Origin of the sequence: Microbacterium invictum (genome assembly GCF_014197265.1) — a bacterium.
GTDB classification, from domain to species: domain Bacteria; phylum Actinomycetota; class Actinomycetes; order Actinomycetales; family Microbacteriaceae; genus Microbacterium; species Microbacterium invictum.
The window spans coordinates 1,541,602-1,564,718 of record NZ_JACIFH010000001.1 but is presented as its reverse complement, the minus strand read 5'-3'; the positions used below and the strand labels follow the sequence as shown (position 1 = coordinate 1,564,718).

21 protein-coding genes are annotated in these 23,117 nt (G+C 70.5%); 11 read left to right on the top strand and 10 right to left on the bottom strand.

All coding sequences use genetic code 11. The annotated features are described in order from the left end of the window. Positions 1 to 7: 7 nt before the first annotated feature. The gene (locus tag BKA10_RS07615) at positions 8 to 1,495 is read left to right on the top strand and encodes a sensor histidine kinase (RefSeq protein WP_183499337.1); all 1,488 of its coding nucleotides are present in this window, start codon (positions 8 to 10) and stop codon (positions 1,493 to 1,495) included. A 55-nt stretch (positions 1,496 to 1,550) separates the two neighbouring features. Here the strand turns inward: BKA10_RS07615 and BKA10_RS07610 are convergent, their stop codons facing one another. Further along, a complete protein-coding gene (locus BKA10_RS07610) occupies positions 1,551 to 1,799 on the bottom strand; it encodes a WhiB family transcriptional regulator (RefSeq protein ID WP_036295594.1) in 249 nt (82 codons plus the stop codon). A 271-nt stretch (positions 1,800 to 2,070) separates the two neighbouring features. Between BKA10_RS07610 and BKA10_RS07605 the strand changes: the two genes are divergently transcribed. After that, positions 2,071 to 2,472, top strand: coding sequence for a histidine kinase (locus BKA10_RS07605; RefSeq protein WP_183499336.1), 402 nt, complete (start codon positions 2,071 to 2,073; stop codon positions 2,470 to 2,472). Positions 2,473 to 2,494: 22 nt separating this feature from the next. Here the strand turns inward: BKA10_RS07605 and bcp are convergent, their stop codons facing one another. The 3 genes from bcp to aroA are packed head-to-tail and all read right to left on the bottom strand — an operon-like array spanning position 2,495 to position 5,365. Next, positions 2,495 to 2,956: a thioredoxin-dependent thiol peroxidase gene (bcp, locus tag BKA10_RS07600; protein ID WP_183499335.1), complete on the bottom strand. Its 462-nt coding sequence runs from the start codon at positions 2,954 to 2,956 to the stop codon at positions 2,495 to 2,497. 20 nt (positions 2,957 to 2,976) lie between these two features. Continuing rightward, complete coding sequence (gene rsgA / locus BKA10_RS07595; protein ID WP_183499334.1) at positions 2,977 to 4,011, bottom strand: ribosome small subunit-dependent GTPase A; 1,035 nt, start codon at positions 4,009 to 4,011, stop codon at positions 2,977 to 2,979. A 16-nt stretch (positions 4,012 to 4,027) separates the two neighbouring features. Continuing rightward, positions 4,028 to 5,365, bottom strand: a complete 1,338-nt coding sequence (aroA, locus tag BKA10_RS07590) for a 3-phosphoshikimate 1-carboxyvinyltransferase (RefSeq protein WP_183499333.1) — start codon at positions 5,363 to 5,365, stop codon at positions 4,028 to 4,030. 50 nt (positions 5,366 to 5,415) lie between these two features. Here aroA and BKA10_RS07585 point away from each other — a divergent pair, with 50 nt between their 5' ends. Together BKA10_RS07585 and BKA10_RS07580 are read left to right on the top strand one after the other, a co-directional pair. Continuing rightward, positions 5,416 to 6,075: a sigma-70 family RNA polymerase sigma factor gene (locus tag BKA10_RS07585; RefSeq protein WP_183499332.1), complete on the top strand. Its 660-nt coding sequence runs from the start codon at positions 5,416 to 5,418 to the stop codon at positions 6,073 to 6,075. Continuing rightward, positions 6,072 to 6,317: a zf-HC2 domain-containing protein gene (locus BKA10_RS07580; protein WP_183499331.1), complete on the top strand. Its 246-nt coding sequence runs from the start codon at positions 6,072 to 6,074 to the stop codon at positions 6,315 to 6,317. Before BKA10_RS07585 ends, BKA10_RS07580 begins: the two co-directional genes overlap by 4 nt. Positions 6,318 to 6,323: 6 nt before the next feature. Here the strand turns inward: BKA10_RS07580 and BKA10_RS07575 are convergent, their stop codons facing one another. Together BKA10_RS07575 and BKA10_RS07570 are read right to left on the bottom strand one after the other, a co-directional pair. After that, positions 6,324 to 7,226, bottom strand: a complete 903-nt coding sequence (locus BKA10_RS07575; RefSeq protein WP_183499330.1) for a diacylglycerol kinase — start codon at positions 7,224 to 7,226, stop codon at positions 6,324 to 6,326. A 34-nt stretch (positions 7,227 to 7,260) separates the two neighbouring features. Further along, complete coding sequence (locus BKA10_RS07570) at positions 7,261 to 10,938, bottom strand: multifunctional oxoglutarate decarboxylase/oxoglutarate dehydrogenase thiamine pyrophosphate-binding subunit/dihydrolipoyllysine-residue succinyltransferase subunit (RefSeq protein WP_183499329.1); 3,678 nt, start codon at positions 10,936 to 10,938, stop codon at positions 7,261 to 7,263. Between the two features lie 176 nt (positions 10,939 to 11,114). Between BKA10_RS07570 and guaB1 the strand changes: the two genes are divergently transcribed. Next, a complete protein-coding gene (gene guaB1, locus BKA10_RS07565) occupies positions 11,115 to 12,572 on the top strand; it encodes a GMP reductase (RefSeq protein ID WP_183499328.1) in 1,458 nt (485 codons plus the stop codon). 181 nt (positions 12,573 to 12,753) lie between these two features. On the opposite strand, the gene BKA10_RS07560 is transcribed toward guaB1, so the two are convergent. Further along, the gene (locus BKA10_RS07560) at positions 12,754 to 13,332 is read right to left on the bottom strand and encodes a GNAT family N-acetyltransferase (RefSeq protein WP_183499327.1); all 579 of its coding nucleotides are present in this window, start codon (positions 13,330 to 13,332) and stop codon (positions 12,754 to 12,756) included. A gap of 129 nt (positions 13,333 to 13,461) precedes the next feature. On the opposite strand from BKA10_RS07560, the gene BKA10_RS07555 reads away from it, so the two are divergent. Together BKA10_RS07555 and BKA10_RS07550 are read left to right on the top strand one after the other, a co-directional pair. Next, on the top strand, positions 13,462 to 14,790 hold the full coding sequence (locus BKA10_RS07555; RefSeq protein ID WP_183501106.1) for a hemolysin family protein: 1,329 nt from the start codon (positions 13,462 to 13,464) through the stop codon (positions 14,788 to 14,790). Beyond that, positions 14,787 to 15,842, top strand: a complete 1,056-nt coding sequence (locus BKA10_RS07550) for a hemolysin family protein (protein ID WP_183499326.1) — start codon at positions 14,787 to 14,789, stop codon at positions 15,840 to 15,842. Before BKA10_RS07555 ends, BKA10_RS07550 begins: the two co-directional genes overlap by 4 nt. A gap of 149 nt (positions 15,843 to 15,991) precedes the next feature. Here BKA10_RS07550 and BKA10_RS07545 read toward each other — a convergent pair whose 3' ends face one another. Then, positions 15,992 to 17,089 (bottom strand): NADH:flavin oxidoreductase/NADH oxidase, encoded by a 1,098-nt coding sequence (locus tag BKA10_RS07545; protein WP_183499325.1) that lies wholly within the window; start codon positions 17,087 to 17,089, stop codon positions 15,992 to 15,994. A 65-nt stretch (positions 17,090 to 17,154) separates the two neighbouring features. On the opposite strand from BKA10_RS07545, the gene BKA10_RS07540 reads away from it, so the two are divergent. Genes BKA10_RS07540 through BKA10_RS07525 form a run of 4 tightly spaced genes read left to right on the top strand, consistent with a single transcriptional unit; the run spans position 17,155 to position 20,322 of the window. Then, on the top strand, positions 17,155 to 18,039 hold the full coding sequence (locus tag BKA10_RS07540) for an ADP-dependent NAD(P)H-hydrate dehydratase (RefSeq protein ID WP_183499324.1): 885 nt from the start codon (positions 17,155 to 17,157) through the stop codon (positions 18,037 to 18,039). Between the two features lie 26 nt (positions 18,040 to 18,065). After that, positions 18,066 to 19,286, top strand: coding sequence for a glycosyltransferase 87 family protein (locus BKA10_RS07535; protein ID WP_183499323.1), 1,221 nt, complete (start codon positions 18,066 to 18,068; stop codon positions 19,284 to 19,286). 14 nt (positions 19,287 to 19,300) lie between these two features. After that, positions 19,301 to 19,609, top strand: a complete 309-nt coding sequence (locus tag BKA10_RS07530; protein WP_183499322.1) for a thiamine-binding protein — start codon at positions 19,301 to 19,303, stop codon at positions 19,607 to 19,609. Then, positions 19,606 to 20,322 (top strand): NUDIX domain-containing protein, encoded by a 717-nt coding sequence (locus tag BKA10_RS07525; protein ID WP_248198882.1) that lies wholly within the window; start codon positions 19,606 to 19,608, stop codon positions 20,320 to 20,322. Before BKA10_RS07530 ends, BKA10_RS07525 begins: the two co-directional genes overlap by 4 nt. A gap of 1 nt (position 20,323) precedes the next feature. On the opposite strand, the gene metX is transcribed toward BKA10_RS07525, so the two are convergent. Continuing rightward, positions 20,324 to 21,526: a homoserine O-acetyltransferase MetX gene (metX, locus tag BKA10_RS07520; RefSeq protein ID WP_183499321.1), complete on the bottom strand. Its 1,203-nt coding sequence runs from the start codon at positions 21,524 to 21,526 to the stop codon at positions 20,324 to 20,326. A gap of 148 nt (positions 21,527 to 21,674) precedes the next feature. Continuing rightward, entirely contained in the window at positions 21,675 to 22,997 is a 1,323-nt protein-coding gene (locus BKA10_RS07515) for a bifunctional o-acetylhomoserine/o-acetylserine sulfhydrylase (protein ID WP_183499320.1), read from the bottom strand. Positions 22,998 to 23,117 lie beyond the last annotated feature (120 nt).

Sequence of the window (23,117 nt, the reverse complement as noted above, 5' to 3'; positions counted from 1 at the left end):
TGAATCCGTGTCGACGCTCAGCGATCTCCTCTACGCCCAGGGCCGTTCCACCGAAGCCGATGTCGAATGGCTCCATCGGCTGGCGGGGGACGGTCAGCTGCTCGCCGACCTGGCGTTCGCCGACATCGTGATCTGGGTGCCGACGGCGGACGACTCATTCATCGCCGTCGCGCACACCCGCCCCAGCGGCGCCGCGACCCTCTTCTACCGTGACATCGTCGGAGACCTCGTGCGTCCGCAGTGGCGCACTCAGGTCACCGACGCATTCACCCACGGCCGCATCGTCGACTCCGCCTCCCCAGACTGGTTCGAAGAGACCCCGACCCGGGTCCGCGCCGTCCCCATCGTGCGCGAGACCGCCATCGAGGGACGGGCGGCCACGATCATCGGCGTGCTCACCCGGCACACCAACCTCGGCGAGGCGCGCACGCCGTCGCGGCAGCAGATCACCTTCAACGACTGCGCCGACGACCTGTTCGGCATGGTGGCCTCCGCGGGCTTCCCCGACCTCGCCGCGCCGACGTCGCCCCGTCGCGGGGCGCCGCGCGCATCGGACGGCCTGATCCGCATCGACGTGGACGGGATCGCCACCTTCGCGAGCCCGAACGCGCTGTCGGCGTTCAACCGCCTCGGCTTCGACGACGAGCTCGAGGGGGAGTCCCTCATCGAGGTCGCCACCCAGATCCTGCCCGCGGCACGCCAGTTCGACGAGTCCCTCCCGATCGTCATGGCCGGCCGCGCACCGTGGCGTGCCGACCTCGACGCGCGCGGGGTGACGGTGTCGCTGCGCACCATCCCGCTGAAGGATCACGGCACCCGCACCGGCGCGATCGTGCTGTGCCGCGACGTCACCGAGATCCGCCACCAGGAGCAGGAGCTCATCACCAAGGACGCGACGATCCGGGAGATCCACCACCGCGTCAAGAACAACCTGCAGACCGTCGCGTCGCTGCTGCGCATCCAAGCGCGCCGGACGCACTCCGACGAGGCCCGCGAGGCGCTCACCCAGGCGATGCGACGGGTGTCGGCGATCGCCGTGGTCCACGACACGCTGTCGTCCGGCCTGGCGCAGGACGTCGACTTCGACGAGGTGTTCAACCAGGTGCTCAAGCTCGTCGCCGAGGTTGCCGCCTCGCCCAACACCCGAGCGCGCACCCACAAGACCGGCATCTTCGGCACGCTGCCGAGCGAGTACGCGACGCCGCTCGCACTCGCGTTGACCGAGCTGGTGACCAACGCCGTCGAGCACGGGCTGAAGGACTCCGAGGGCGACGTCGAGATCGTCGCCGAACGCACCGACGAGCGGCTCGCGGTGAAGGTGCGCGACACCGGGGTCGGTCTTCCGGAGGGTCAGGTCGGCCGCGGCCTCGGGACGCAGATCGTGCGCACCCTCATCCAGGGGGAGCTCAGCGGCACAATCGACTGGCACACCCTGGTGGGCAGCGGCACCGAGGTGACGATCGACATCCCGCTGCGCTACATAGCGAAGGCCTGAGGGGTCACCCCGCAGGCCTTCTGCTACCCCCGAGAGGGCCCTCGATGTCGCGCGATCAGCTGGCGCGACGGGCGCGGGCGGCGCGGCGCTTCAGGGCGCGACGCTCGTCCTCCGACAGGCCGCCCCAGACGCCCGAGTCCTGACCGCTCTCCAGCGCGTACTGCAGGCAGATCTCGGTGACCGTGCACCGTGCGCACACGGCTTTGGCCTTCTCGATCTGGTCTACAGCGGGACCGGTGTTCCCCACGGGGAAGAACAGCTCGGGGTCGACAGTCAGGCAGGCGGCTTTGTCGCGCCAATCCATAGGGGTGCTCCTTGATGCGGGATGGAAAGTGTGCGTTTCTCGGGTGACGGGAGCGAACATCACATGACGTGATGTCCGGTACCCTGGTGGGTGTGCGAGCAGAATGCTCGCCCCACTGCGCTGTGGGAGCACACGCTTCCTCAATCGTCGCACGCACGGCCAGGTGAATCAAGGGTTAATTCGGCAGTTTCTGTTGGATTGGCTGGGCGTTCCCTGCACGCGCGCACCGGCGTCGCGCAGCGGTCGAGCGAACCCAGGAGGCTCCCGCCGCATGCGGACCACCCTCGTCGAACGCGTCGCCGCGGTGCTGCTCGGCCTGGAGGGGCTGGGCCTGCTGCTCATCGTCGGCTGGGAGATCGCTGCGCTCGTATCGGGGGATGCCGGCTTGCTGCCCACGTCGCTGGCGCTCATCGTGCTGACGACGATCGGCGCCGCGGCCGTGCTCGGCTTCGGCATCGCCACCTGGCGGGGCGCTTCGTGGGGACGATCGGGCGGCATCGTCGCGCAGCTGCTGATCCTTGCGGTGGCGCTCGGCGCGGCGACCGGATCGTACGGTCAGCCCATCCTCGCCGTGCAGCTCGCAGTGCCGGCCGTCATCGTGCTGGTGTGCCTCGTGCTGGGCGTGCGGGCCGCGGGCAGACGCCGCGAACCCGCCGCCGACGGCGCCCGCTGAATCGCCGGGTCTTCGGGCCGGGTCAGACCTCGAGGAGTCGCCGCAGCCGGGCGACGTGCCCGGTCGCCTTGACGTTCGTCAGCGCATGGGCGATCGCGCCGTCCTCGTCGATGACGACGGTGGAGCGGATGACGCCCTCGATCTTCTTGCCGTAGTTCATCTTCTCGCCCCAGGCGCCGTACGCCAGGTGCACCGCATGGTCGGGATCGCTCAACAGGTCGTAGGTGAGCCCGTCGCGCTCACGGAACTCCCGCTGCTTCGCGGGCGCATCGCGGGAGATTCCCAGCACCGTGTAGCCGGCCGCCTGCAGGGGTGCGAGCGAGTCGCGGAAGTCGCACGCCTCGGTCGTGCACCCGGGGGTCATCGCCGCCGGGTAGAAGAACAGGATGACGCGTCCGCCGCGCAGGTCGCTGAGCCGCACGTCACGGCCGTCCTGGTCGGGCAGGGTGAAGTCGGGGGCAGGCGATCCGGTCTGAAGAGGCATGCTCCCAGCCTACGAGACGCTCAGTGGAAGGTCTCGAGCAGCCGTTGCAGCGAGTCCAGACGCGCAGGTCCGCGCTCGCCCAGCCGCCCGTCGGCGACGGCCTCGGCGATCGCGCAGTCGGGCGCGTCGGCCCGGTGGGTGCACCCGCGCGGGCACGCTTCGGCGACGAGGGCGAGGTCCGTGAACGCCTTCAGGATGTTGGCGGGATTGACGTGCCCGAGCCCGAACGAGCGGACGCCGGGGGTGTCGATGACCCAGCCGCGCCCCGCCTCACCCTCGTAGCGCAGCGACACCGCCGAGCTGGAGGTGTGGCGTCCGCGCCCGGTGACCTCGTTGACGTGCCCGGTGGCACGCTCGGCGCTGGGCACGAGAGCATTCACGAGGGTGGACTTGCCCACGCCCGAGTGGCCGACGAACACCGTCGCGTGGCCGGACAGGCGCGCGCCGATCTCGTCCACCGGCATCCGGTCCTCTCGGCTCGTGAGCACTTCGAGGTCGTCGAGTCCCTCGAAGTTCGCGAGGAAGTCGGCAGGGTCCGCGAGATCGGTCTTGGTGACGACGAGCAGGGGGTGGATGCCGGCATCCAGAGCCGCGATGAGATAGCGGTCGACCAGGCGCGGCCGCGGCTCGGGGTCGGCGGCGGCCACGACGATGAGCATCTGGTCGGCGTTGGCGACGATGATGCGCTCGACCTGGTCGGTGTCGTCGGCGCTGCGGCGCAGCAGTGAGGTGCGCGGCTCGATGCCCACGATCCGCGCCAGCGTGCCCTCGGCGCCTGAGATGTCGCCCACGATGCGGGCCCGGTCGCCGTTGACGATCGCCTGCTTGCGCAGCTCGCGCGCGCGACTGGCGAGCACGCGATGCTCGTCGGGGCCGTCTTCGTCGACCAGTACCGTGTAGCGGCCGCGGTCGACGCCGAGCACGCGGGCGACCTGCGCGTCGGCATGGGCGGGGCGGCGCTTGGTGCGCGGGCGGTTGGCTTTGGGATTCGGGCGGACCCGGATGTCGGACTCGTCGAACTCCGGTTCGTCGTCGTCGTCGCCGAGCCAGCTCACGCGGTGCGCCGTCCGGTCACTGCGGCCCGTCTCCGTCCAGCATCCGTCGCCACAGCTCGGGGAACTGCGGCATGGTCTTCGCGGTGGAGCGGATGTCGTCGATCTCGACACCCGGGACGCCCAGTCCGATGACCGCCCCGGCCTGCGCGATGCGATGATCGTCGAACGCGCGCCACACGCCGCCGCGGAGGGGCCGGGGGACCACGCGGATGCCGTCGGGCAGCTCTTCGGCGTGACCGCCGAGCGCGCGCAGGTTCGCCACGAGCGCCGCGATGCGGTCGGTCTCGTGCCCGCGGATGTGGCCGATGCCGTGCAGGGTCGTGGGGGCGTCGGCGAAGGCCGCGAGCGCGAACAGGACGGGGGTGAGCTCGCTGGCCGCCGACAGGTCCAGATCGACACCGGCGATGCGGTCGCCGCCGGTCACGGTGAGGGCGCCGGCGCGGCGCGACGTGCGCGCACCGAGGAGCGACAGGATATCGGAGAGCAGTCCGCCCGGCTGGGTGGAGTGCGCCGGCCAGCCCGGCACGGTCACGGAGCCGCCGGTGACCAGAGCGGATGCCAGGAACGGCGCCGCGTTGGACAGATCGGGCTCGATGGCGATCTCCTTGCCGCGCAGGTGCCCGGCGGGGACGACCCACTCGTGCGCGTTCGGGTGCTCGACGTGCACCCCGCGGCGCGCGAGCGCTTCGATCGTCATGTCGATGTGGGGCTGACTGGGCAGCCGCTCGCCCTCGTGGGTGAGGCGCAGGCCGACGTCGAACCGGGGCGCGCTCAGCAGCAGACCCGATACGAACTGGCTGGACGCGCTCGCATCGATGGTGACCTCGCCGCCGCGGATGTGCCCACGCCCGCGGACGGTGAACGGCAGCGTCCAGCTGCCGCCGTCGTCGATGTCCACGCCGATCTCGCGCAGGCCCTTGATCATCGAGCCCATCGGACGGTGGAGGGCGTTCTCGGCTGCGGTGAGGGTCACGTCCCCGACGGCGTACCCGGCCAGCGGCGCGACGAAGCGCATCACCGTGCCGGCCTGGCCGCAGTCCACGACCGTGTCGCCGGCGAATGCAGCCGGCGGCGTCACCTCGAGATCGGGGCCGAACTCGCCCGCACCCTCGACCTGCTCGACCTGCACGCCGAGCGTGCGCAGCGCGCCGATCATGCGGTCGGAGTCGTCGGAATGCAGGGGAGCGACCAGCAGGCTCGGCCCGTCGGCGAGGGCGGCCAGCACCAGCTCGCGGTTGGTGAGCGACTTCGAACCGGGCACGGTCACGGTGGCGTGCACGGGAGCGTCTGCCGCGGGCGCAGGCCAGGCGACACCCGTGGCGGGGAACTGAGGGGAATACCCGGCGGTGGTCATCGGTTCCTAGCCTACTGAAGGTATGTGACAGCTGAGCCGAAAGGAGCGTCATGATCGCGACGGCGGACACGCTTCCCGGGCTCGATGCGCTGCCCGACGTAGACTGGCGCGTGATGGAAGAGCAGGCGGTCGACGACCCGCGCACACAGTTCGAAGAGCAGGCGCTCCCCTTCATGGATCAGCTGTACGCCGCGGCCATGCGCATGACGCGCAACCCGGCCGATGCGGCCGACCTCGTGCAGGAGACGTTCGTGAAGGCGTTCGCCGCCTGGGCGTCGTTCACGCAGGGCACCAATCTCAAAGCCTGGCTGTACCGGATCTTGACGAACACGTACATCAACACGTATCGCAAGAAGCAGCGTGAGCCGTATCAGGGCACGATCGACGAGCTCGAGGACTGGCAGCTCGGCGGTGCCGAGTCCATCACGACGGCGACGAGCTCACGCTCGGCCGAAGCCGAGGCGATCGACCGGATGCCGGCATCCGTCGTCAAAGACGCGTTGCAGTCGATTCCGGAAGACTTCCGTCTGGCGGTGTATCTCGCCGACGTGGAGGGGTTCGCGTATCAGGAGATCGCGGACATCATGAAGACCCCCATCGGCACGGTCATGAGCCGCCTGCATCGTGGCAGGCGAATGCTGCGTGACCTCCTGTCGGACTATGCACGAGAGCGCGGCATCGAAGTGCCCGCCACAAGGAGCACGAAATGAGCGATTGCGGCTGCGACAAGGCGCAGAAGGACCTCGAGGAGTACCTGCGCAACGAGGTCTGCAAGACCCAGCATTCCGACATCAAGGAGCACTTGGACAACTGCCCGACATGTCAGCAGGAGGCGCTGGTCGCGCGCACCCTCACCGAGGTCGTCGCGCGCGCGTGCAAGGAGTCTGCGCCCGAAGAGCTGCGCAACCAGGTGCTGAGCCGTCTGCGCGCCGAGCAGGCCACCCACCACTGACACGCCCTACGCGGGGGCGAACACCGTCAGCGCCCGCGGCTCGACGTCGACCTGCAGCGGCAGCGCGCCCAGGGGGTCGCCGTCGGCGTACGCGGTGACGCCCGGCGCCTCGATCCGCACCGACCGGACGCGGTAGGTCGACACCTCGTCGACGGTCGTGTGCGTGCCCTTGTACACCCGCGGCAGCAGGCGCAGGAGATGCAGGCGCCCCGCCGGACGCACGAGCGTCACGTCGAGCAGACCGTCTTCGAGGTCGGCGTCCGGGCAGATCGGGATGCCACCGCCGTACGTGCGCCCGTTGCCGACGGTCGCCATGATGAGCTCGCGGTCGATCCGCTCGACGCCGCCGTCGGCCAGTTCGAGCTCGACGACGAACGGGACGCCGTGCAGGGTGGCGAATTCGACCAGCAGTGCGATGGTGTAGCGCGCGTGACCGCGCGGCCAGCGCATCCGGTTCGCGCGGTCATTGACCCGCGAGTCGAAACCGGCCGCCAGCACCGTGCCGTAGCGCGTGATCGAACCGTCCGCACGGGTCACCCGCGCGAGATCGATCGTGCGCGTCACGCCGGCGATCACCGCATCGGCGGCCCCCTCGGCGTCGAGGTCGCGCAGCCCCAGCGCGGTGGCCAGGTCGTTGCCGGTGCCGATGGGGATGACGCCGAGCGGTACCGGCCTGCCTGCGAGCTGCTGGATCGCGAGGTTGACGGTGCCGTCGCCGCCGGCGGCGAGAACGGCATCCACTCCCTCATCGAGCACGGCGTGCAGCAGGCGCGACGACTCGGCCGCGCTCGCCGCGGCGAGGGTCGTGGTGTGGATGCCGTGGCCGCGCAGCCGATCCTCCGCGCGGCGTGCCGCGGGGATCCCCGTACCGCTGCGCGCTGTGGGGTTCACGAGCAGCGCGACGTGCATGTCGTCCGTTCTGCCTGCGGCCGGAGCCGCACGCCTACAGCGTGAGTGCCTGCGCGAGGATCTCGGCCTGCTCGATCGCGTGCACCTTCGCCGACCCGGTCGCCGTCGATGCGGCCGCCGCCCGTGAGATGCGACGGACCGGACGCTCGCCCAGGTGCTGGACGACATCGAGTGCGATGAACGGCCAGGCCCCCTGGTTCTCGGGCTCATCCTGCACCCACGCCAGTTCGGCGTTCGGGTACGTGTCGAGCACGGCGCGCAACTGCTCGATCGGCGCCGGGTAATACTGCTCGAGTCGCACCAGCGCGATGGCCGGGTTCGGATTCTTGTCCAGCTCGCTCTTCAGATCCCAGTGGATCTTCCCGGCGTGCAGGAGCACGCGGGTGACGGCGGACTTGTCGATGCCGCGGCTGTCGTCGAGCACGGGCTCGAACCGGCCCTTCACGAAGTCGTCGACACTGCTGGTCGCGCCCCGCAGGCGGAGCATGGCCTTGGGCGTGAACACGATCAGCGGCCGGCGCGGACGCGCGTACGCCTGGCGGCGCAGCAGGTGGAAGTACGACGCCGGCGTCGACGGCCGGGCGACGGTCATGTTGTCCTGCGCGCACATCTGCAGGTAGCGCTCGATGCGGCCCGACGAGTGGTCGGGGCCCTGGCCCTCGTAGCCGTGGGGGAGCAGCAGCACCACGCTCGACTGCTGACCCCATTTCTGGTCTGCCGAGGAGATGAACTCGTCGATGACAGACTGGGCGCCGTTGGCGAAGTCGCCGAACTGGCCCTCCCACAGCGTCAGGGTGTCCGCGCGCTCGACCGAGTAGCCGTACTCGAACGCCATCGCCGCGTACTCGCTCAGCAGCGAGTCGTAGGCGTAGAAGCGGCCCTGACCCTCGATGAGGTTCGCGAGCGGCAGCCATTCCTGCCCGTTCGCGCGGTCGTGCATGACCGCGTGCCGCTGCACGAACGTGCCACGGCGCGAGTCCTGACCGGCGAGGCGGACGTTGGTGCCCTCCATCAGCAGCGAGCCGAACGCGAGCAGCTCGCCGAAGGCCCAGTCGATGTTGCCGCCTCGGCTCATGTCGCGGCGCTTGTCGAGCAGCTGCTGCAGCTTCGCGTGCACCGTGAAGCCCTCGGGCTTGTTCACGAACGCGTCGCCGATCTTGCCGACCGACTCCGAGGGGATGCCGGTGGTCTCGGGCTCGCCGACGGCGACGTCGATCGTGGTCGTCTCGGTGGCGCTGGTGATGATCCCGGACGAGCCGGTCTCGGCCGCGTGCGTCTCGGCGAAGGCGATCTCGAGGCGATCCTGGAAGTCGCGCTTGGCCTGCTCGTACTCCTCCTCGGTGATGTCGCCGCGGCCGACGAGCGACTCGGTGTACAGTCGCCGGACCGAGCGCTTGGCCTCGATCAGGTTGGTCATCAGCGGCTGGGTCATCGACGGGTCGTCACCCTCGTTGTGACCGCGGCGGCGGTAGCAGATGAGGTCGACGACGACGTCGCGCTTGAACTCCTGGCGGTACTTGTACGCCAGCTCGGCCACGCGCGCCACTGCCTCGGGGTCATCGCCGTTCACGTGGAACACCGGTGCCTGAATGGTCTTGGCGACGTCGGTCGCGTACACCGAGCTGCGGCCGTCCTGCGGCAGGGTCGTGAAGCCGACCTGGTTGTTCACGACGACGTGGATCGTGCCGCCGGTGCGGTACGCGCGCAGCTGCGACATCTGCAGGGTCTCGACGACGACGCCCTGGCCGGCGAACGCCGCGTCGCCGTGCACGAGGATCGGCAGCCACGAGAACGAGCCGATCGGCATGCGGTCCTGCTTGGCGCGGACGATGCCCTCGAGCACGCCGTCGACGGTCTCGAGGTGCGACGGGTTGGCCGCGAGGTAGACGGGCAGCTCCTGCTTGCCGTCGGCGACGAAGGTGCCCTCGGTGCCGAGGTGGTACTTCACGTCACCCGACCCCCTCTTCGAGCCGATCGCGACCGACCCCTCGAACTCGCGGAAGATCTGGCTGTAGGTCTTGCCGGCGATGTTCGTGAGCACATTGAGGCGCCCACGGTGGGCCATGCCGATCGCGGCGCCGTCGAGTCCGTCGACGGCGGCGCCCTGCAGGATCTCGTCCAGCAGCGGGACGAGCGATTCGCCGCCCTCGAGGCTGAAGCGCTTCTGGCCGACGTACTTTGTCTGCAGGAACGTCTCGAACGCCTCGGCCTGGTTGAGCTTGGCGAGGATGCGCAGCTGCTCGTCGTGGCTGGGCTTCTCGTACTTGATCTCGACGTTGTCCTGGAACCATTTGCGCTGGCCCGGGTCCTGGATGTGCATGTACTCGATGCCGATCGTGCGGCAGTACGAGTCGCGGAGCACCCCGAGGATGTCGCGCAGCCTCATCTGGCGCTTGCCGCCGAAGCCGTTCGTGACGAATTCGCGGTCGAGGTCCCAGAAGGTGAGCCCGTGCGACTCGATCTCGAGGTCGGGGTGCGTACGCTGCACGTATTCGAGGGGGTCGATGTCGGCCATCAGATGACCGCGGACGCGGAACGAGTTGATGAGCTCCTGCACGCGGGCGGTCTTGTCGACGCGCTCGGCGAGATCGACGTTGATGTCCTGGCCCCAGTGGATCGGCGCGTAGGGGATGCGCAGGGCGGCGAAGATGCCTTCGTAGAAGCCGCGCTGACCGGTCAGCAGCTCGTGCACGATCTTGAGGAACTCGCCCGAGCCGGCGCCCTGGATGACGCGGTGGTCGTAGGTGCTGGTCAGAGTGATCGTCTTGCCGATGCCCAGCTCGACAAGGGTCTTGTCGCTGGACCCCTGGAATTCGGCGGGGTACTCCAGCGCGCCGGCGCCGATGATGCAGCCCTGGCCCTTCATGAGACGCGGCACGGAGTGGACCGTGCCGATGCCGCCGGGGTTGGTCAGCGAAATGGTGGTGCCGGCGAAGTCGGCCGCGGTGAGCTTGTTCGCCCGCGCGCGCTTGACGAGGTCTTCGTAGGAGGAGAGGTACTCGTTGAACGTCAGCGACTCGGCGTGCTTGATCGCCGGGACCATCAGCGCGCGGGTGCCGTCGGGCTTGGGCAGATCGATCGCGATGCCGAGGTTCACATGCGCCGGCGCGACGACCGACGGCTTGCCGTCGACCTCGGCGTAGGCCACGTTCTGGCTCGGGAACACCTTCAGGGCCTGGATGAGCGCCCACCCGATCATGTGGGTGAAGCTGACCTTGCCGCCGCGGGTGCGGGACATGTGGTTGTTGATGACGATGCGGTTGTCGATCATCAGCTTGGCCGGGATGGTGCGGACGCTCGTCGCGGTCGGGATCGTCAGCGACGCGTCCATGTTGGTCGCGAGGGTCTTGGTCATCCCACGCAGCGGGGTGACGACGTCCTCGCCGTTCTCACGCTCCTCGGCGGGGGCCTGCTTCGGCGCCTGCGCCGGGATCGGCTGCGGCGCGGCGGGACGGGCCGTCGTGCGTGCGACCGGCTGCGCGCCGACGACGGGGATCGGGGCGGTCATCGGGTGGGGTTCGGATGCCGTGGCATCCACCTTCGCCGATCCGGCCGCCTGCTGTGTGCGATACGACTCCAGAATCGGCCACCAGGCCTGATCGACCGAGTTCTTGTCCTTCGTGTACTGGTCGTACATCTCGGCGACGAGCCACTCATTGGCCCCGAAATCGCCGTCGCTCGAAGTTCCCACGCCGGTCGTCGGACTGGACACGGTTGCGCCTGCTTTCATCGGTGAAGATCAGATCGCGGGTCACGATTCTCGTCCCGCGCACACGTGTATCAAGGGTATCCCAGGTTTGCGGAACGGACTCCCGGCGCTAGAGTGCGCATTGCATCGTCGGAGCGCGCCCGATGAGGAACGCCGATGCAGTGAGTACCGTGGTGTCCATGCAGTTCCTCGACGCCCGGCCCACGGTCGATCTCACCTACTCCGACGTGTTCCTCGTCCCGCGCCGGTCGGCGGTCTCGAGCCGCCTCGACGTCGACCTGTCGCCGCGCGACGGGACGGGTACGACGATTCCGCTCGTGGCCGCCAACATGAACTCCGTCACCGGCGCCCGGCTGGCCTCGACCCTCGCCCGCCGCGGGGGACTGGGCGTGCTGCCGCAGGACATGCCGCTGCAGGAACTGGACGCCGCGATCCGGTGGGTCAAGGACCAGCCCGTCTCGTGGGACACCCCGCTCGTGCTCCCGCCGCACGCGACCGTGGCCGATGCCGCGCGCCTGCTGCCGCCCACCGACGGCTACGGCATCGTGGTCACCGCGGCATCCGCCTCCCGCGTCCACATCGACGAGATCCTCGGCGTGGTGCCGGCGGCCCGACTGGGCACCGCCCTGCCGGACGCGCAGCTGGGCGACCTCGCCCGCGGGCGCACGGCGTCGATCGACGCCGATGACATCGAAGACGCCCGGCACGCCTTCGACCTCATGGTCGCCGCCGACGCGGAGACGGTGTGCGTCCTCCACCACGGGTTCCTCGTCGGCACGCTGTCGCGCCGGACCGCACTGCGCTCGGCGCTGTACGAGCCGGCGGTGGACGCGGACGGACGTCTCATCGTCGCCGCGGCCGTGGGCATCAACGGTGACGTCGCGTCCAAGGCGCAGGCGCTCGCCGACGCCGGTGTCGACGTGCTCGTCGTCGACACCGCGCACGGACACCAGGAAGGCATGCTCGCCGCGCTCCGCACGATCGCCGCCCTCGACCTGCGCCTGCCGATCGCTGCCGGCAACGTCGTCACGACCGACGGCGTCTACGACCTCGCCGACTCCGGCGCCACGATCATCAAGGTCGGCGTCGGCCCCGGGGCGATGTGCACGACCCGCATGATGACCGCGGTCGGACGGCCGCAGTTCTCGGCCGTGCTCGAGACCGCCGAGGCGGCGGCGAAGGCGGGCGCCCATGTGTGGGCCGACGGTGGCGTGCGCTACCCGCGCGACGTCGCACTGGCGCTGGCGGCCGGGGCGGCCTCTGTCATGATCGGGTCGTGGTTCGCCGGCACGATCGAGGCTCCCGGCACTCTTCTGACCGACGAGCAGGGCCGTGTGTACAAGGAGTCGTGGGGCATGGCCTCGACCAAGGCCGTCCACGACCGCTTCGGTCGTCTCGACCCGTACGAGCTCGCCCGCAAGGAGCTGTTCGCCGAAGGCATCTCGTCGTCGAAGATCTACCTCGACCCGCTGCGGCCGAGCATCGAGGACCTCCTCGACATGATCACGTCGGGGGTGCGCTCGTCCTTCACGTATGCAGGCGCGGCATCCGTCCCCGAGTTCCACGAGCGCGCACTGGTCGGCCTGCAGTCGGCCGCCGGCTACGAAGAGGGCAAGGCGCTGCCGGTCAGCTGGTGACGCGGCCTGCCGGTGGGTGCGTAGCCGGCGCACCGATACCGCGTGGAACGGGTCCGGCGCCGCTGTCCGCGCCCCGTGCGTCGCGCCCCGCGGTCCCATTCACGCCCATCGGCGCCACTTCCCGGCATCCGCGCCGGTTATTTGTGGCGCGGATGCCGGGAAGGGGCGCGGTCGCGTGAGGTCACTCCTCGCGCATCTCCCACTCGCGGCGCAGCACGCCCATCACGACCGAGTCGTAGCGGGCGCCGCGCACCTCGCGGGCGTCGCGGAACCGGGCTTCCTCGGTGAAGCCCAGCCGGGCACCGACGGCGAGCATGCGGGTGTTGCCCGACCACGTCGAGTAGTCCAGGCGCACCACGTCGGTCGTGGCGAACAGGTAGTCGGTCCAGATCCGCAGCGCCGCAGTGCCGACGCCGTGCCCGCGCCCGGCCGGGTCGTAGACGGTGACGCCCATGCGGCGCCAGTCCGACTCCTCGGATTCCCAGTGCCACGACACCGATCCGATGACGGTGCCCGGGTCGTCCGGAGGCACGATCGCGGCGCGCCGCACCGGGTGTTCGGCGGCGTACGACCCGTCGGCGATGGTCGTGGCCAGCCGGTCCATCGCGGTGTCCACCTCGGCCGGGATCATCTTCGCGAAGTACGGGCCGTCCCACCGGTGCCACTCCTGGTCGGGCTGGAACCACCGCCGCAGCTGCTCGATGTCCGGCGCTGCGAGCAGGCGCACCCCGACCGACTCCGCGCGTCCGATCCACTGCATCGGACCATCGTCGCACGCAGCTTCGACAGGGGGCGGATGCCGTAAGATTTCTGGCACGATGGACGACCCTCCCAGTAGTAGACGCTCGCCCCACCGACCTGCGGCCTCCACGAACGGAGGCGACGCGTGATGGACTTCGTCATGCTGGGCGTGGGGCTCCTTCTGACAATCGGCACGGGACTGTTCGTCGCCAGCGAGTTCGCCCTCGTCAACCTCGACCGTGCCGATCTCGAATCCCGACAGGCCGCGGGCGAGTCCCGCCTCGCGCTGACCATCAGCGCGCTGCGGATCACCTCGACCCACCTTTCCAGCGCACAGCTGGGCATCACCCTGACGACGCTGCTGACCGGATACACGATGGAGCCGGCGATCTCCAATCTGCTGAGCCCGCTGATGATCGGGTGGGGGATGCCGGAGTCGGCCGTCCGTCCCATAGCGACGGTGATCGCGATCTCGATCGCGACGATCTTCTCGATGATCATCGGCGAACTGGTGCCGAAGAATTTCGCCCTGGCCGTCCCGCGGCAGACGGCCAAGCTCGTGCTGCCGTTCCAGGTCGGCTTCACGACGGTGTTCCGTCCGGCCATCGCCCTCCTCAACGGCAGCGCCAACGCGATCCTGCGGGCCATGGGCGTCGAGCCCAAGGAAGAGCTGTCGGGCGCCCGCACGGCCGAAGAGCTGTCCAGTCTCGTGCGGCGGTCGGCCAGTGCCGGCTCACTCGAGCAGGACACCGCGTCGCTGCTGGACCGCACGCTCACCTTCGCGCGGCTGAGCACGGCCGATGTGATGACACCGCGCCCGCGTATCCACGCGATCGCCGCCGGTGACAGCGTCGAGGATGTCATCCAGCTCGCCCGCCGCACCGGGCACAGTCGATTCCCGGTGTACGGCGAATCGATGGACGACATGGTCGGCATCGCCCACCTCAAGCAGGCCGTCAGTGTGCCACGCGACCGCCGGTCAGACGTGCCGGCGGCCGCGATTGCGGAGGAGCCGCTGCGCGTGCCCGAGGCCGTGCACCTCGACTCGCTCATGTCCGAGTTGCGGGCACGTGGCTACCAGATGGCGATCGTCGTCGACGAGTACGGCGGCACCGCCGGCGTGGTGACCCTCGAGGACCTGGTGGAGGAGATCGTCGGGGAGGTGCTCGACGAGCACGACCGCACTCGGGCGGGCATCGTTCGCCTGACAGACGGGGTGGTCTTCCCCGCCGATCTGCGCCCAGACGAGCTGCTCGACCGTACCGGCATCCGCGTTCCGGAGGACGATCTCTACGACACCGTGGGCGGGTACCTGATGTCGGTGCTCGAGCGCATCCCGGTCGTCGACGACACCGTCGAGATCGTGGACGGCACCTTGACCGTGCAGCGCATGGACGGCAGGCGTGTGGACCGCGTGCGCTTCACCCCCGTACCGCACCCCGACGCGGACGAGACGGATGGGGGTGAGCGCCGATGAGCGACTGGGCCGGAATCGCATGGCTGGTGGTCCTGCTGGCCTTCAACGCCTTCTTCGTCGGTGCGGAGTTCGCCGTCATCTCGGCGCGGCGGTCGCAGATCGAGCCGCTCGCCGACGCGGGCTCGAAGCCGGCCAAGACCGCGCTCTACGCGATGGAGCACGCGACGCTCATGCTGGCGACGAGCCAGCTGGGCATCACGATCTGCTCGCTGCTGATCCTGAACGTCTCCGAGCCGGCGATCCACCATCTGATCGCGGTGCCGCTGGGACTCACCGGCTGGAGCGAAGGGCTGATCAGCGGGCTCGCGTTCGCGATCGCGCTCGTGCTCGTCTCGTACCTGCACGTCGTGTTCGGCGAGATGGTGCCCAAGAACCTCGCGTTCTCGCTGCCCGACCGGGCAGTGCTGCTGCTGGCGACCCCGCTGGTGTGGGTGTCGAAGCTGTTCCACCCGATCATCGTGACGCTCAACTGGATCTCCAACCACATCGTGCGGCTGTTCGGGGTCGAGCCGAAGGACGAGGCCGCCTCGACCTACACGCTCGACGAGGTCGCCACGATCGTCAACCAGTCGCGCATCGAGGGTGTTCTCGACGATGCGTCCGGGGCGGTGGCCGCGGCCGTCGAGTTCACCGACAAGAAGGCCGCCGACATCGCGGTGCCGCTCTCGCAGCTGGTCACCCTGCCCGCCACGACCACGCCCGACGAGATCGAGCGCGCGGTCGCGAAGCACGGGTTCTCGCGCTACGTGATCGTCGACGACGAGGGGGCGCCGCTGGGCTATGTCCACCTGAAGGACATCCTCCGCGCGGCCGAGGGGACGGATGCCGCGGTGGTCACCGTCGAGCCGGTCAAGCCGAAGCGGATCCACCACATGGTGCCGATCACCGAGACGACCGACCTCGAGGACGCGCTCGCGCTCATGCGGCGCTCGAGCCGTCACCTCGCACAGGTGCGCAACGCGCAGGGCGAGACGACGGCGGTGCTGTTCTTGGAGGACATCATCGAAGAGCTCGTGGGCGAGGTGCACGACGCGACCCGTCGCGGGTTCTAACCCGCGGCGGGCGGGCGTCTGGGTGTCGAGAGAACAGTTCGGCGCCGAGAGAACGGGTGACACCCGTTCTCTCGGCCGCCCGTTGTTCTCTCGCGGTCGGCGCGGTGGCGCGGTGGGCGCGGCGGGCGCGGTCGGCGCGGCGGGCGCGGTTATCGGGCGGCCTGCGGCGTGTGCGCCGGACGCGGCCGGGCGCGCAGATACTGCGGCGGCCACGGCGCGGCATCCGTCTCGCCCAGCTCGGTTGCCGCGCGCAGCGCGAAGTGCGGGTCGCGCAGCCACTCGCGGCCGGCCATGACGGCGTCGGCCTCACCGGCCTGAAGGATCCGCTCGGCCTGGGCGCCGTCGGTGATCTCGCCCACGGCGCTGACCGGCAGCCCGGTGAGACGGCGCACTTGGGCGGCGACGGGCACCTGGTAGCCCGGACCCACCGTGATCTGCTGGTGAGCGACGAGTCCGCCGCTGGAGATGTCGAAGAACCGGGCGCCGCGTTCGGCCGCCCACCCCGCCACCGTCGCGGTCTGCGCTTCGTCCCAGCCGCCTTCGGCCCAATCGGTGCCCGAGAACCGCACGAACAGGGTCGCGTGCGGGGCGGCGGCAGCCACGGCATCCATCACCCGCAGCAGCAGCCGGGCGCGGTTGTGCAGCGGCCCGCCATACTGGTCGCCCCGCAGGTTCGACAGTGGCGAGAGGAACTGGTGCAGCAGGTAGCCGTGCGCGGCGTGGATCTCGAGCACCTCGAAGCCGGCGGCGACGGCGCGCGCCGCGGCCTCGCCGAACGCGGCCACGACCGCGTCGATGCCGGCGAGGTCGAGCGCGACCGGAGCGGCGAGCCCGTCGAAGGCCACAGCCGACGGCGCCACGGTCTGCCACCCGCCCCGATCAGCCGGCACAGATCCGCGCTCGTCGGCGAACGGGGCCCACGTCGACGACTTGCGCCCCGCGTGGGCGAGCTGGATGCCGGGGACGGCCCCGCGCGCGCGGATCGAGGCAGCGATCGGCGCCCATGCGCTCTGCTGGGCGTCGTTCCACAGGCCGGTGTCATCGGGCGAGATGCGGCCCTCGGGCAGCACGGCGGTCGCCTCGGCGATGACCAGGCCCGCGCCGCCGGACGCGAACTGCGCCAGGTGCACATGATGCCAGTCGTTCGGCACGCCCTCGACGGCCGAGTACTGGCACATCGGCGCCACCCACAGCCGGTTGCGGAACGTGATCGGGCCGAGGTCGAACGGGGACAGCAGCAGGCTCATGCGTGGGCTCCGGGGTCGGTGACGGCTCTGTGTCGCGGCGACGGCGTCGCCGCTAGGGTGGCGCCATGGGCTCCACCGGCGAATGGACGGCGGCACAGGCGGCAGCGCACCTGCGTGTGCCAACCGGCTCCGACGACAAGTATTCCCGAGGCGTGCTCGGCGTGCGCACCGGATCGGACGCGTACCCCGGCGCCGCGGTCCTCGGGGTCGAGGCGACGTGGCGGACGGGGCTCGGCATGGTCCGCTACCTCGGCCCCGACCGGCCCACGGGCCTCGTGCTGGCCCGCCGCCCCGAGACGGTGACCGTCGACGGCCGCGTGCAGGCGTGGCTGATCGGGTCGGGGACGGATGCCGCGAGGCGCACTCCGGCCGAGACCGACGCGCTGCGCGCGATCCTCCGCCGCGCCCTGCCGGTGATCGTCGACGCGGGCGCGCTCGACCTGGCGATGGATGCCGCGGCTCCACTGGTCGTGACGCCGCACGCCGGCGAGCACGCGCGGCTGCGCCGGCAGCTCGGACTGGCCGGCGACGGCGAGGGCGACCGCCTGGCGTCGGCGGCCGAGACCGCGGCCGAGCTCGGCGCGACGGTCCTGCTGAAGGGGGCGGAGACCGTGGTGGCGACGCCGGCAGGGTGGACGCGCACCGTGCGTGCCGGGACGGCATGGCTCGCGACCGCCGGCACCGGTGATGTGCTGGGCGGGATCCTCGGGGCCCTCGTGGCTGCGGCAGGTGCCGCCGCGGAGCAGGCGGCCGGTGGGGAAGCGGAACGCGCGGGCCGGGCCGGCGCGCTCACCGTCGAGCAGCTCGGCCCGCTCGCCGCCACCGCCGCCGTGCTGCACGGCGCCGCCGCCCGCCGCGCCTCGGCGGCCCATGCGGGGGGACCGGTGACAGCGCTCGACATCGCCGAGCACGTCGCGCCCGCCGTCGGCGAGGCGCTCGCCGGGGCATGACGAGAGGCTCTCCTTAGGATGGGGGCATGTCAAGGCGTGCCGTGCTCTGGGTCGTCTTCGCTGTCGCGCACGTCTGGGTCGCGGTGCTCGGCTTCATCCTGCCCAACGAGCCGATGGGCGACGTCTACCGCGTGTACGAGCCGTGGTCGACGGCGGCACTGACCGGCGGCGGCATCGTCGGCATCGACTCGGGCTGGGTGTATCCGCAGCTCGCGCTGATCCCGATGGTGCTCACGCACGGCTTCGCGTGGATCGCCGGGTACACGGTCGGCTGGGCGCTGCTGGTGACCGCCGTCGACGCCGTGGCGTTCGCAATGCTGGTCGGCCGTGCCCGATCAAACGGGCGCCGGGCGGCCGCGTGGTTCTGGCTCGGCTACATGGTGTTGCTGGGGCCGGTCGGCATGTACCGGCTCGACGGCTTCACGGTGCCGTTGGTCATCGTCGCATGCCTGTGGCTGATCGGCCGCCCCTGGGCGGCAGCGCTGCTGCTGGCGGCAGCGACGTGGATCAAGGTGTGGCCGGCGGCCGTCCTCGCCGCCGCGATCATCGCCGTCCGCCGCCGGGCGGCGCTGATGGGCGGAGCCGTCCTCATCAGCGTGTTCACGATGGCCGGCGTGATCCTCGCCGGCGGCGGCGCGAACCTGTTCTCGTTCATCGCCGACCAGGGCACGCGCGGACTGCAGATCGAAGCGCCCGTGAGCACTCCCTACATGTGGGGTGCGCTGCAGGAGATCGAAGGGTTCTGGGTCTACTACTCGCCCGATCTGCTCACCTTCGAGGTGACCGGCACCGGCATCGACCCGCTCATCGCCGCGATGACCCCGGTGCTGGTCGCGGTGGTCACCGCCGTGGCCGTCCTCGGCGGCGTGCAGGCGGTGCGCGGGGCCCGGTTCGCGGCGCTTTTCCCGGCGCTGTCGCTCGCGCTGGTGACCGGTTTCATCGTCTGCAACAAGGTCGGCTCGCCCCAGTACGCCTCTTGGCTGATCCCCTCGCTGGTGGTGGGCATCATGTTCGACCGGCGACGCTGGTTCGCTCCCGCCGCCCTCGCGGGCGCGATCGCCCTGCTGACCCAGACCGTGTACCCCATGCTGTACGGCGGGCTCCTCACCCCCGAGCCGGTCGCCGTCACGGTGCTCACCCTGCGCAACGCGGCCCTGGTGGCCCTGTTCGTCTGGATGGTCGCGCGCGTCGCGCGCGTGCCCGTCCACGGCAGGCTGGGCGCCGCACGCCCGGCATCCATCCCCTGAAACCGGAGGTTCCCATGCTCATCGCCTTCTCCGTCGCCCCCAGCGGCACCGGACGCGCCGACGGCTCGGTGCACGACGCGGTCGCCGCGGCCGTCCAGGTGGTCCGCGCGTCGGGCCTGCCGCACCGCACGACCTCGATGTTCACCGAGCTCGAGGGGGAGTGGGACGAGGTGATGGCGGTCGTGAAGGCGGCCACCGAGGCCGTCGGGCCGTTCGGCTCGCGGGTCTCCCTCGTGCTCAAGGCCGATATCCGGCCGGGCTACACCGGCGAGCTCGACGCGAAGATCGAACGGCTCGAGCAGGCGATCGAAGACGCCCCGTGACCGGGGACCGGTTCGCGCGGGTGCTGGCCGACATGATCGACACCGCGGGTGACGCCCGCGCCGTCGACATCCCGGTCGCGGCGACGGTCCTGATCCTGCGCGACAGCGAGGCTGGGCCGGAGGTGCTCATGATCGAGCGCCCCGACCGCGGCAGCTTCGCCGGCGCGTGGGTCTTCCCCGGCGGCAAGACCGAGCCCGGCGATACCGGCGACACCGAGGAGGACGTCGCGCGGACCGCCGGCGTCCGCGAGACGCAGGAGGAGACCGGCCTCGTGCTCCTCGGCGAGGCGATGCAGACCCTCAGCCGCTGGAACCCGCCGCCGACCGTCACGCTCCGCATCCGCACCTGGTTCTTCGTCGCACGCGATCCCGGCGGCGCTCTCACTCTCGCCGCGGACGAAGCGGTCGCCAGCGACTGGGTGCGCCCCGCCGAGGCCCTCGAGCGCCACGGTCGCGGCGACGTGACGCTCTACCCGCCGACGTGGGTGACGCTGCACGACCTCGCCGCGCACGGTGACGTCGACGACATCTTCGCGGTGGCGCGGCTGTCGGGGGTGCAGCAATTCGAGACCCTCGCCCGTCAGGGGCCGGACGGACCGCTGCTGCTGTGGCCGGACGACGCCGAATACGACGTCGATGCCGCAGACCCGGCATCCGGTTCCCGGCACCGCCTCGACATCTCGGGGCTGCCCTGGGTCTACACCCGCGACTGAGTCAGTCTGCGAACAGGCGCCGCAGGTGCGCGCCGACGGCGGCCTTCTCGATGAGGAAGCCGTCGTGGCCGAAGTCGCTGGCCAGCACCGCCGCGCCGTCGTCGATCGTAGAGCCGATGCCGCGGGCGATGCGCTGCTGGCCGTCGAGCGGGAACAGGCGGTCGCTGTCGACCCCGACGATCAGCGTGCGGGCGGTGACGCGCGCCAGGGCGTCTTCGACACCGCCGCGGTCGCGTCCGATGTCGTGCGAGTTCATGGCCTCGACGAGGGTGATGTACGAGTTGGCGTCGAAGCGGCGGGTGAACTTGTTGCCGTGGAAGTCGAGGTAGCTCTCGACGGCGAACCGGCCGCCGTGCCCGAGCGGACTCTTGCCGGACTGCCACGTGCGGCTGAACCGCTGGTTCAGCTCGGTGTCGCTGCGGTAGCTGAGCATCGCCGCGCGCCGCGCGATCGACAGGCCACGGTGCGGGCCGTCGCCGTCACCGGCGTCGTAGTACTCGCCGCCGTGGAACCTCGGGTCCATCTGGATCGTCGCCAGCTGCAGCGAGTTGTGCGCGATCTGGTCGGCCGTCGTCACCGGCGGGGCCGACAGCACGGCAAGCCGCCGCACGCGCTCGGGGTGGGTCACGCCCCACTCCAGCGCGTGCATGCCGCCCATCGATCCGCCCACGACCCCGGCCCACGCGTCGATGCCGAGCGCGTCGGCCAGGCGCACCTGCGCGGCCACCTGGTCGCGGATGGTCAGATACGGGAAGCGCGCGGCCCACTCGTAGCCGTCGGGCGCGATGGAGGACGGGCCGGTCGAGCCCTGGCATCCACCCAGCATGTTCGGCGCGACGACGAACCACCGGTCGGTGTCGATCGCACCGCCCGGGCCGACCACATCGCCCCACCAGCCATCGGTCGGGTGCCCAGGACCGGCCACCCCGCGGACGTGGCTGTCGCCGGTGAGCGCGTGCGCGATGAGCACCGCGTTGTCGCGAGCGGCGTTCAGCTCGCCCCACGTCTCATACGCGAGACGGATGCCGGGCAGCTCACGGCCGCCCTCGGTACGGAAGGGGCCGGATGCCGCGAACAGGCGCTCGCCGACCGGGTCGCCGTCACGCCAGGCACCGGTGGCCGGAGGACGCCCCAGCAACTGCCGGGCGTCGGCCTCCGTGATCGGCGCGCTGGGCACCGTGTCTTCGGAGGTCTGCCAGTCCATGTCTCCATTGTCCCGGGTCGGGGTGGACTCCGGGCCCCGTGTTACGCCGCCGCCTCCACACCGGGCGCCAGGGGACACCCCGTGAACGACAGAGCACCCGGCCGCCGTTGTTCCGGCGGCCGGGTGCTCTCGTGGATGGTGTGCGGGGTCAGGCGCGGGCGGCGTCCGAGACGCGGCGCGCGGCGACGAGGGCGTGCTCCAGATCGGCCTTCAGATCGTCGATGTTCTCGAGACCGACCGACAGGCGCACCAGGCCCGGCGTGACGCCGGCGGTGAGCTGCTGCTCGGGGGTCAGCTGCGAGTGCGTGGTGGATGCCGGGTGGATCACGAGCGAGCGCACGTCGCCGATGTTCGCCAGGTGGCTGAACAGGTTCAGCGAGTTCACGAATTCGCGGCCCGCCTCGACGCCACCCTTGAGCTCGAACGACAGCACCGCGCCGACGCCCTTCGGGGCGTAGGTGTTCGCCGCGGCGTACCAGGGCGACGTGGGCAGGCCCGAGTAGTTCACCGAGGCGATGTCATCGCGGTTCTCGAGCCACTCGGCGATCTCCTGCGCGTTCTGCACGTGACGCTCGATGCGCAGCGACAGCGTCTCGATGCCCTGGATCAGCAGCCACGCGCTGTTGGGCGAGATGGCCGCGCCGAGGTCGCGCAGCAGCTGCACGCGGGCCTTGATGATGTAGGCGAGGCCGTCGCCGACCGCGGTCGTGTACGACGCGCCGTGGTACGAGGGGTCGGGCTCGGTCAGGCCGGGGAACTTGTCGACGTTCTTCGACCACTCGAACGTGCCGCCGTCGACGATGACGCCGCCGATGGTGGTGCCGTGGCCGCCGAGGAACTTGGTCGCCGAGTGCAGGACGATGTCGGCGCCGTGCTCGATCGGGCGGATCAGGAACGGGGTCGCGATCGTGTTGTCGACGATCAGCGGCACGCCCGCCTCGTGCGCGATGTCGGCGACCGTGCGGATGTCGAGGACGTTGATCTTCGGGTTGCCGATGGTCTCGGCGAAGAAGAGCTTCGTGTTCGGACGGACCGCGCGACGCCACTCCTCGGCGTCGTCCTGGTTCTCGACGAAGGTGACCTCGATGCCGAGCTTGGCCAGCGTGTACTTGAACAGGTTGTACGTGCCGCCGTAGATCGAGCTCGACGAGACGATGTGGTCGCCGGCCTGCGCGATGTTGAGCACCGAGAACGTCGACGCTGCCTGGCCGCTGGCCAGCAGCAGCGCACCGGTGCCGCCTTCGAGCGCGGCGACCCGCTGCTCGACGACGTCCTGGGTCGGGTTCTGGATGCGGGTGTAGATGTTGCCGAATTCGGCCAGCGCGAACAGGTTCGCGGCGTGCTCGGTGTTGTCGAACACGTACGACGTGGTCTGGTAGATCGGCGTGGCGCGAGCCTTGGTGACCGGGTCCGGCGCGGCGCCGGTGTGGATCTGCTTGGTCTCGAAGCGCCAGTTCTCGGGTGCGGACATATCGGACTCCCCTGAGTTTCCCTGCGACGGTCGGATGCGGTCGCTCACTAGACGGTAGGCAACGCGACCGGCGGAACCAAGGTGTGGGAAATGTTACGTAACCTTCTCGGAGCGCGACTC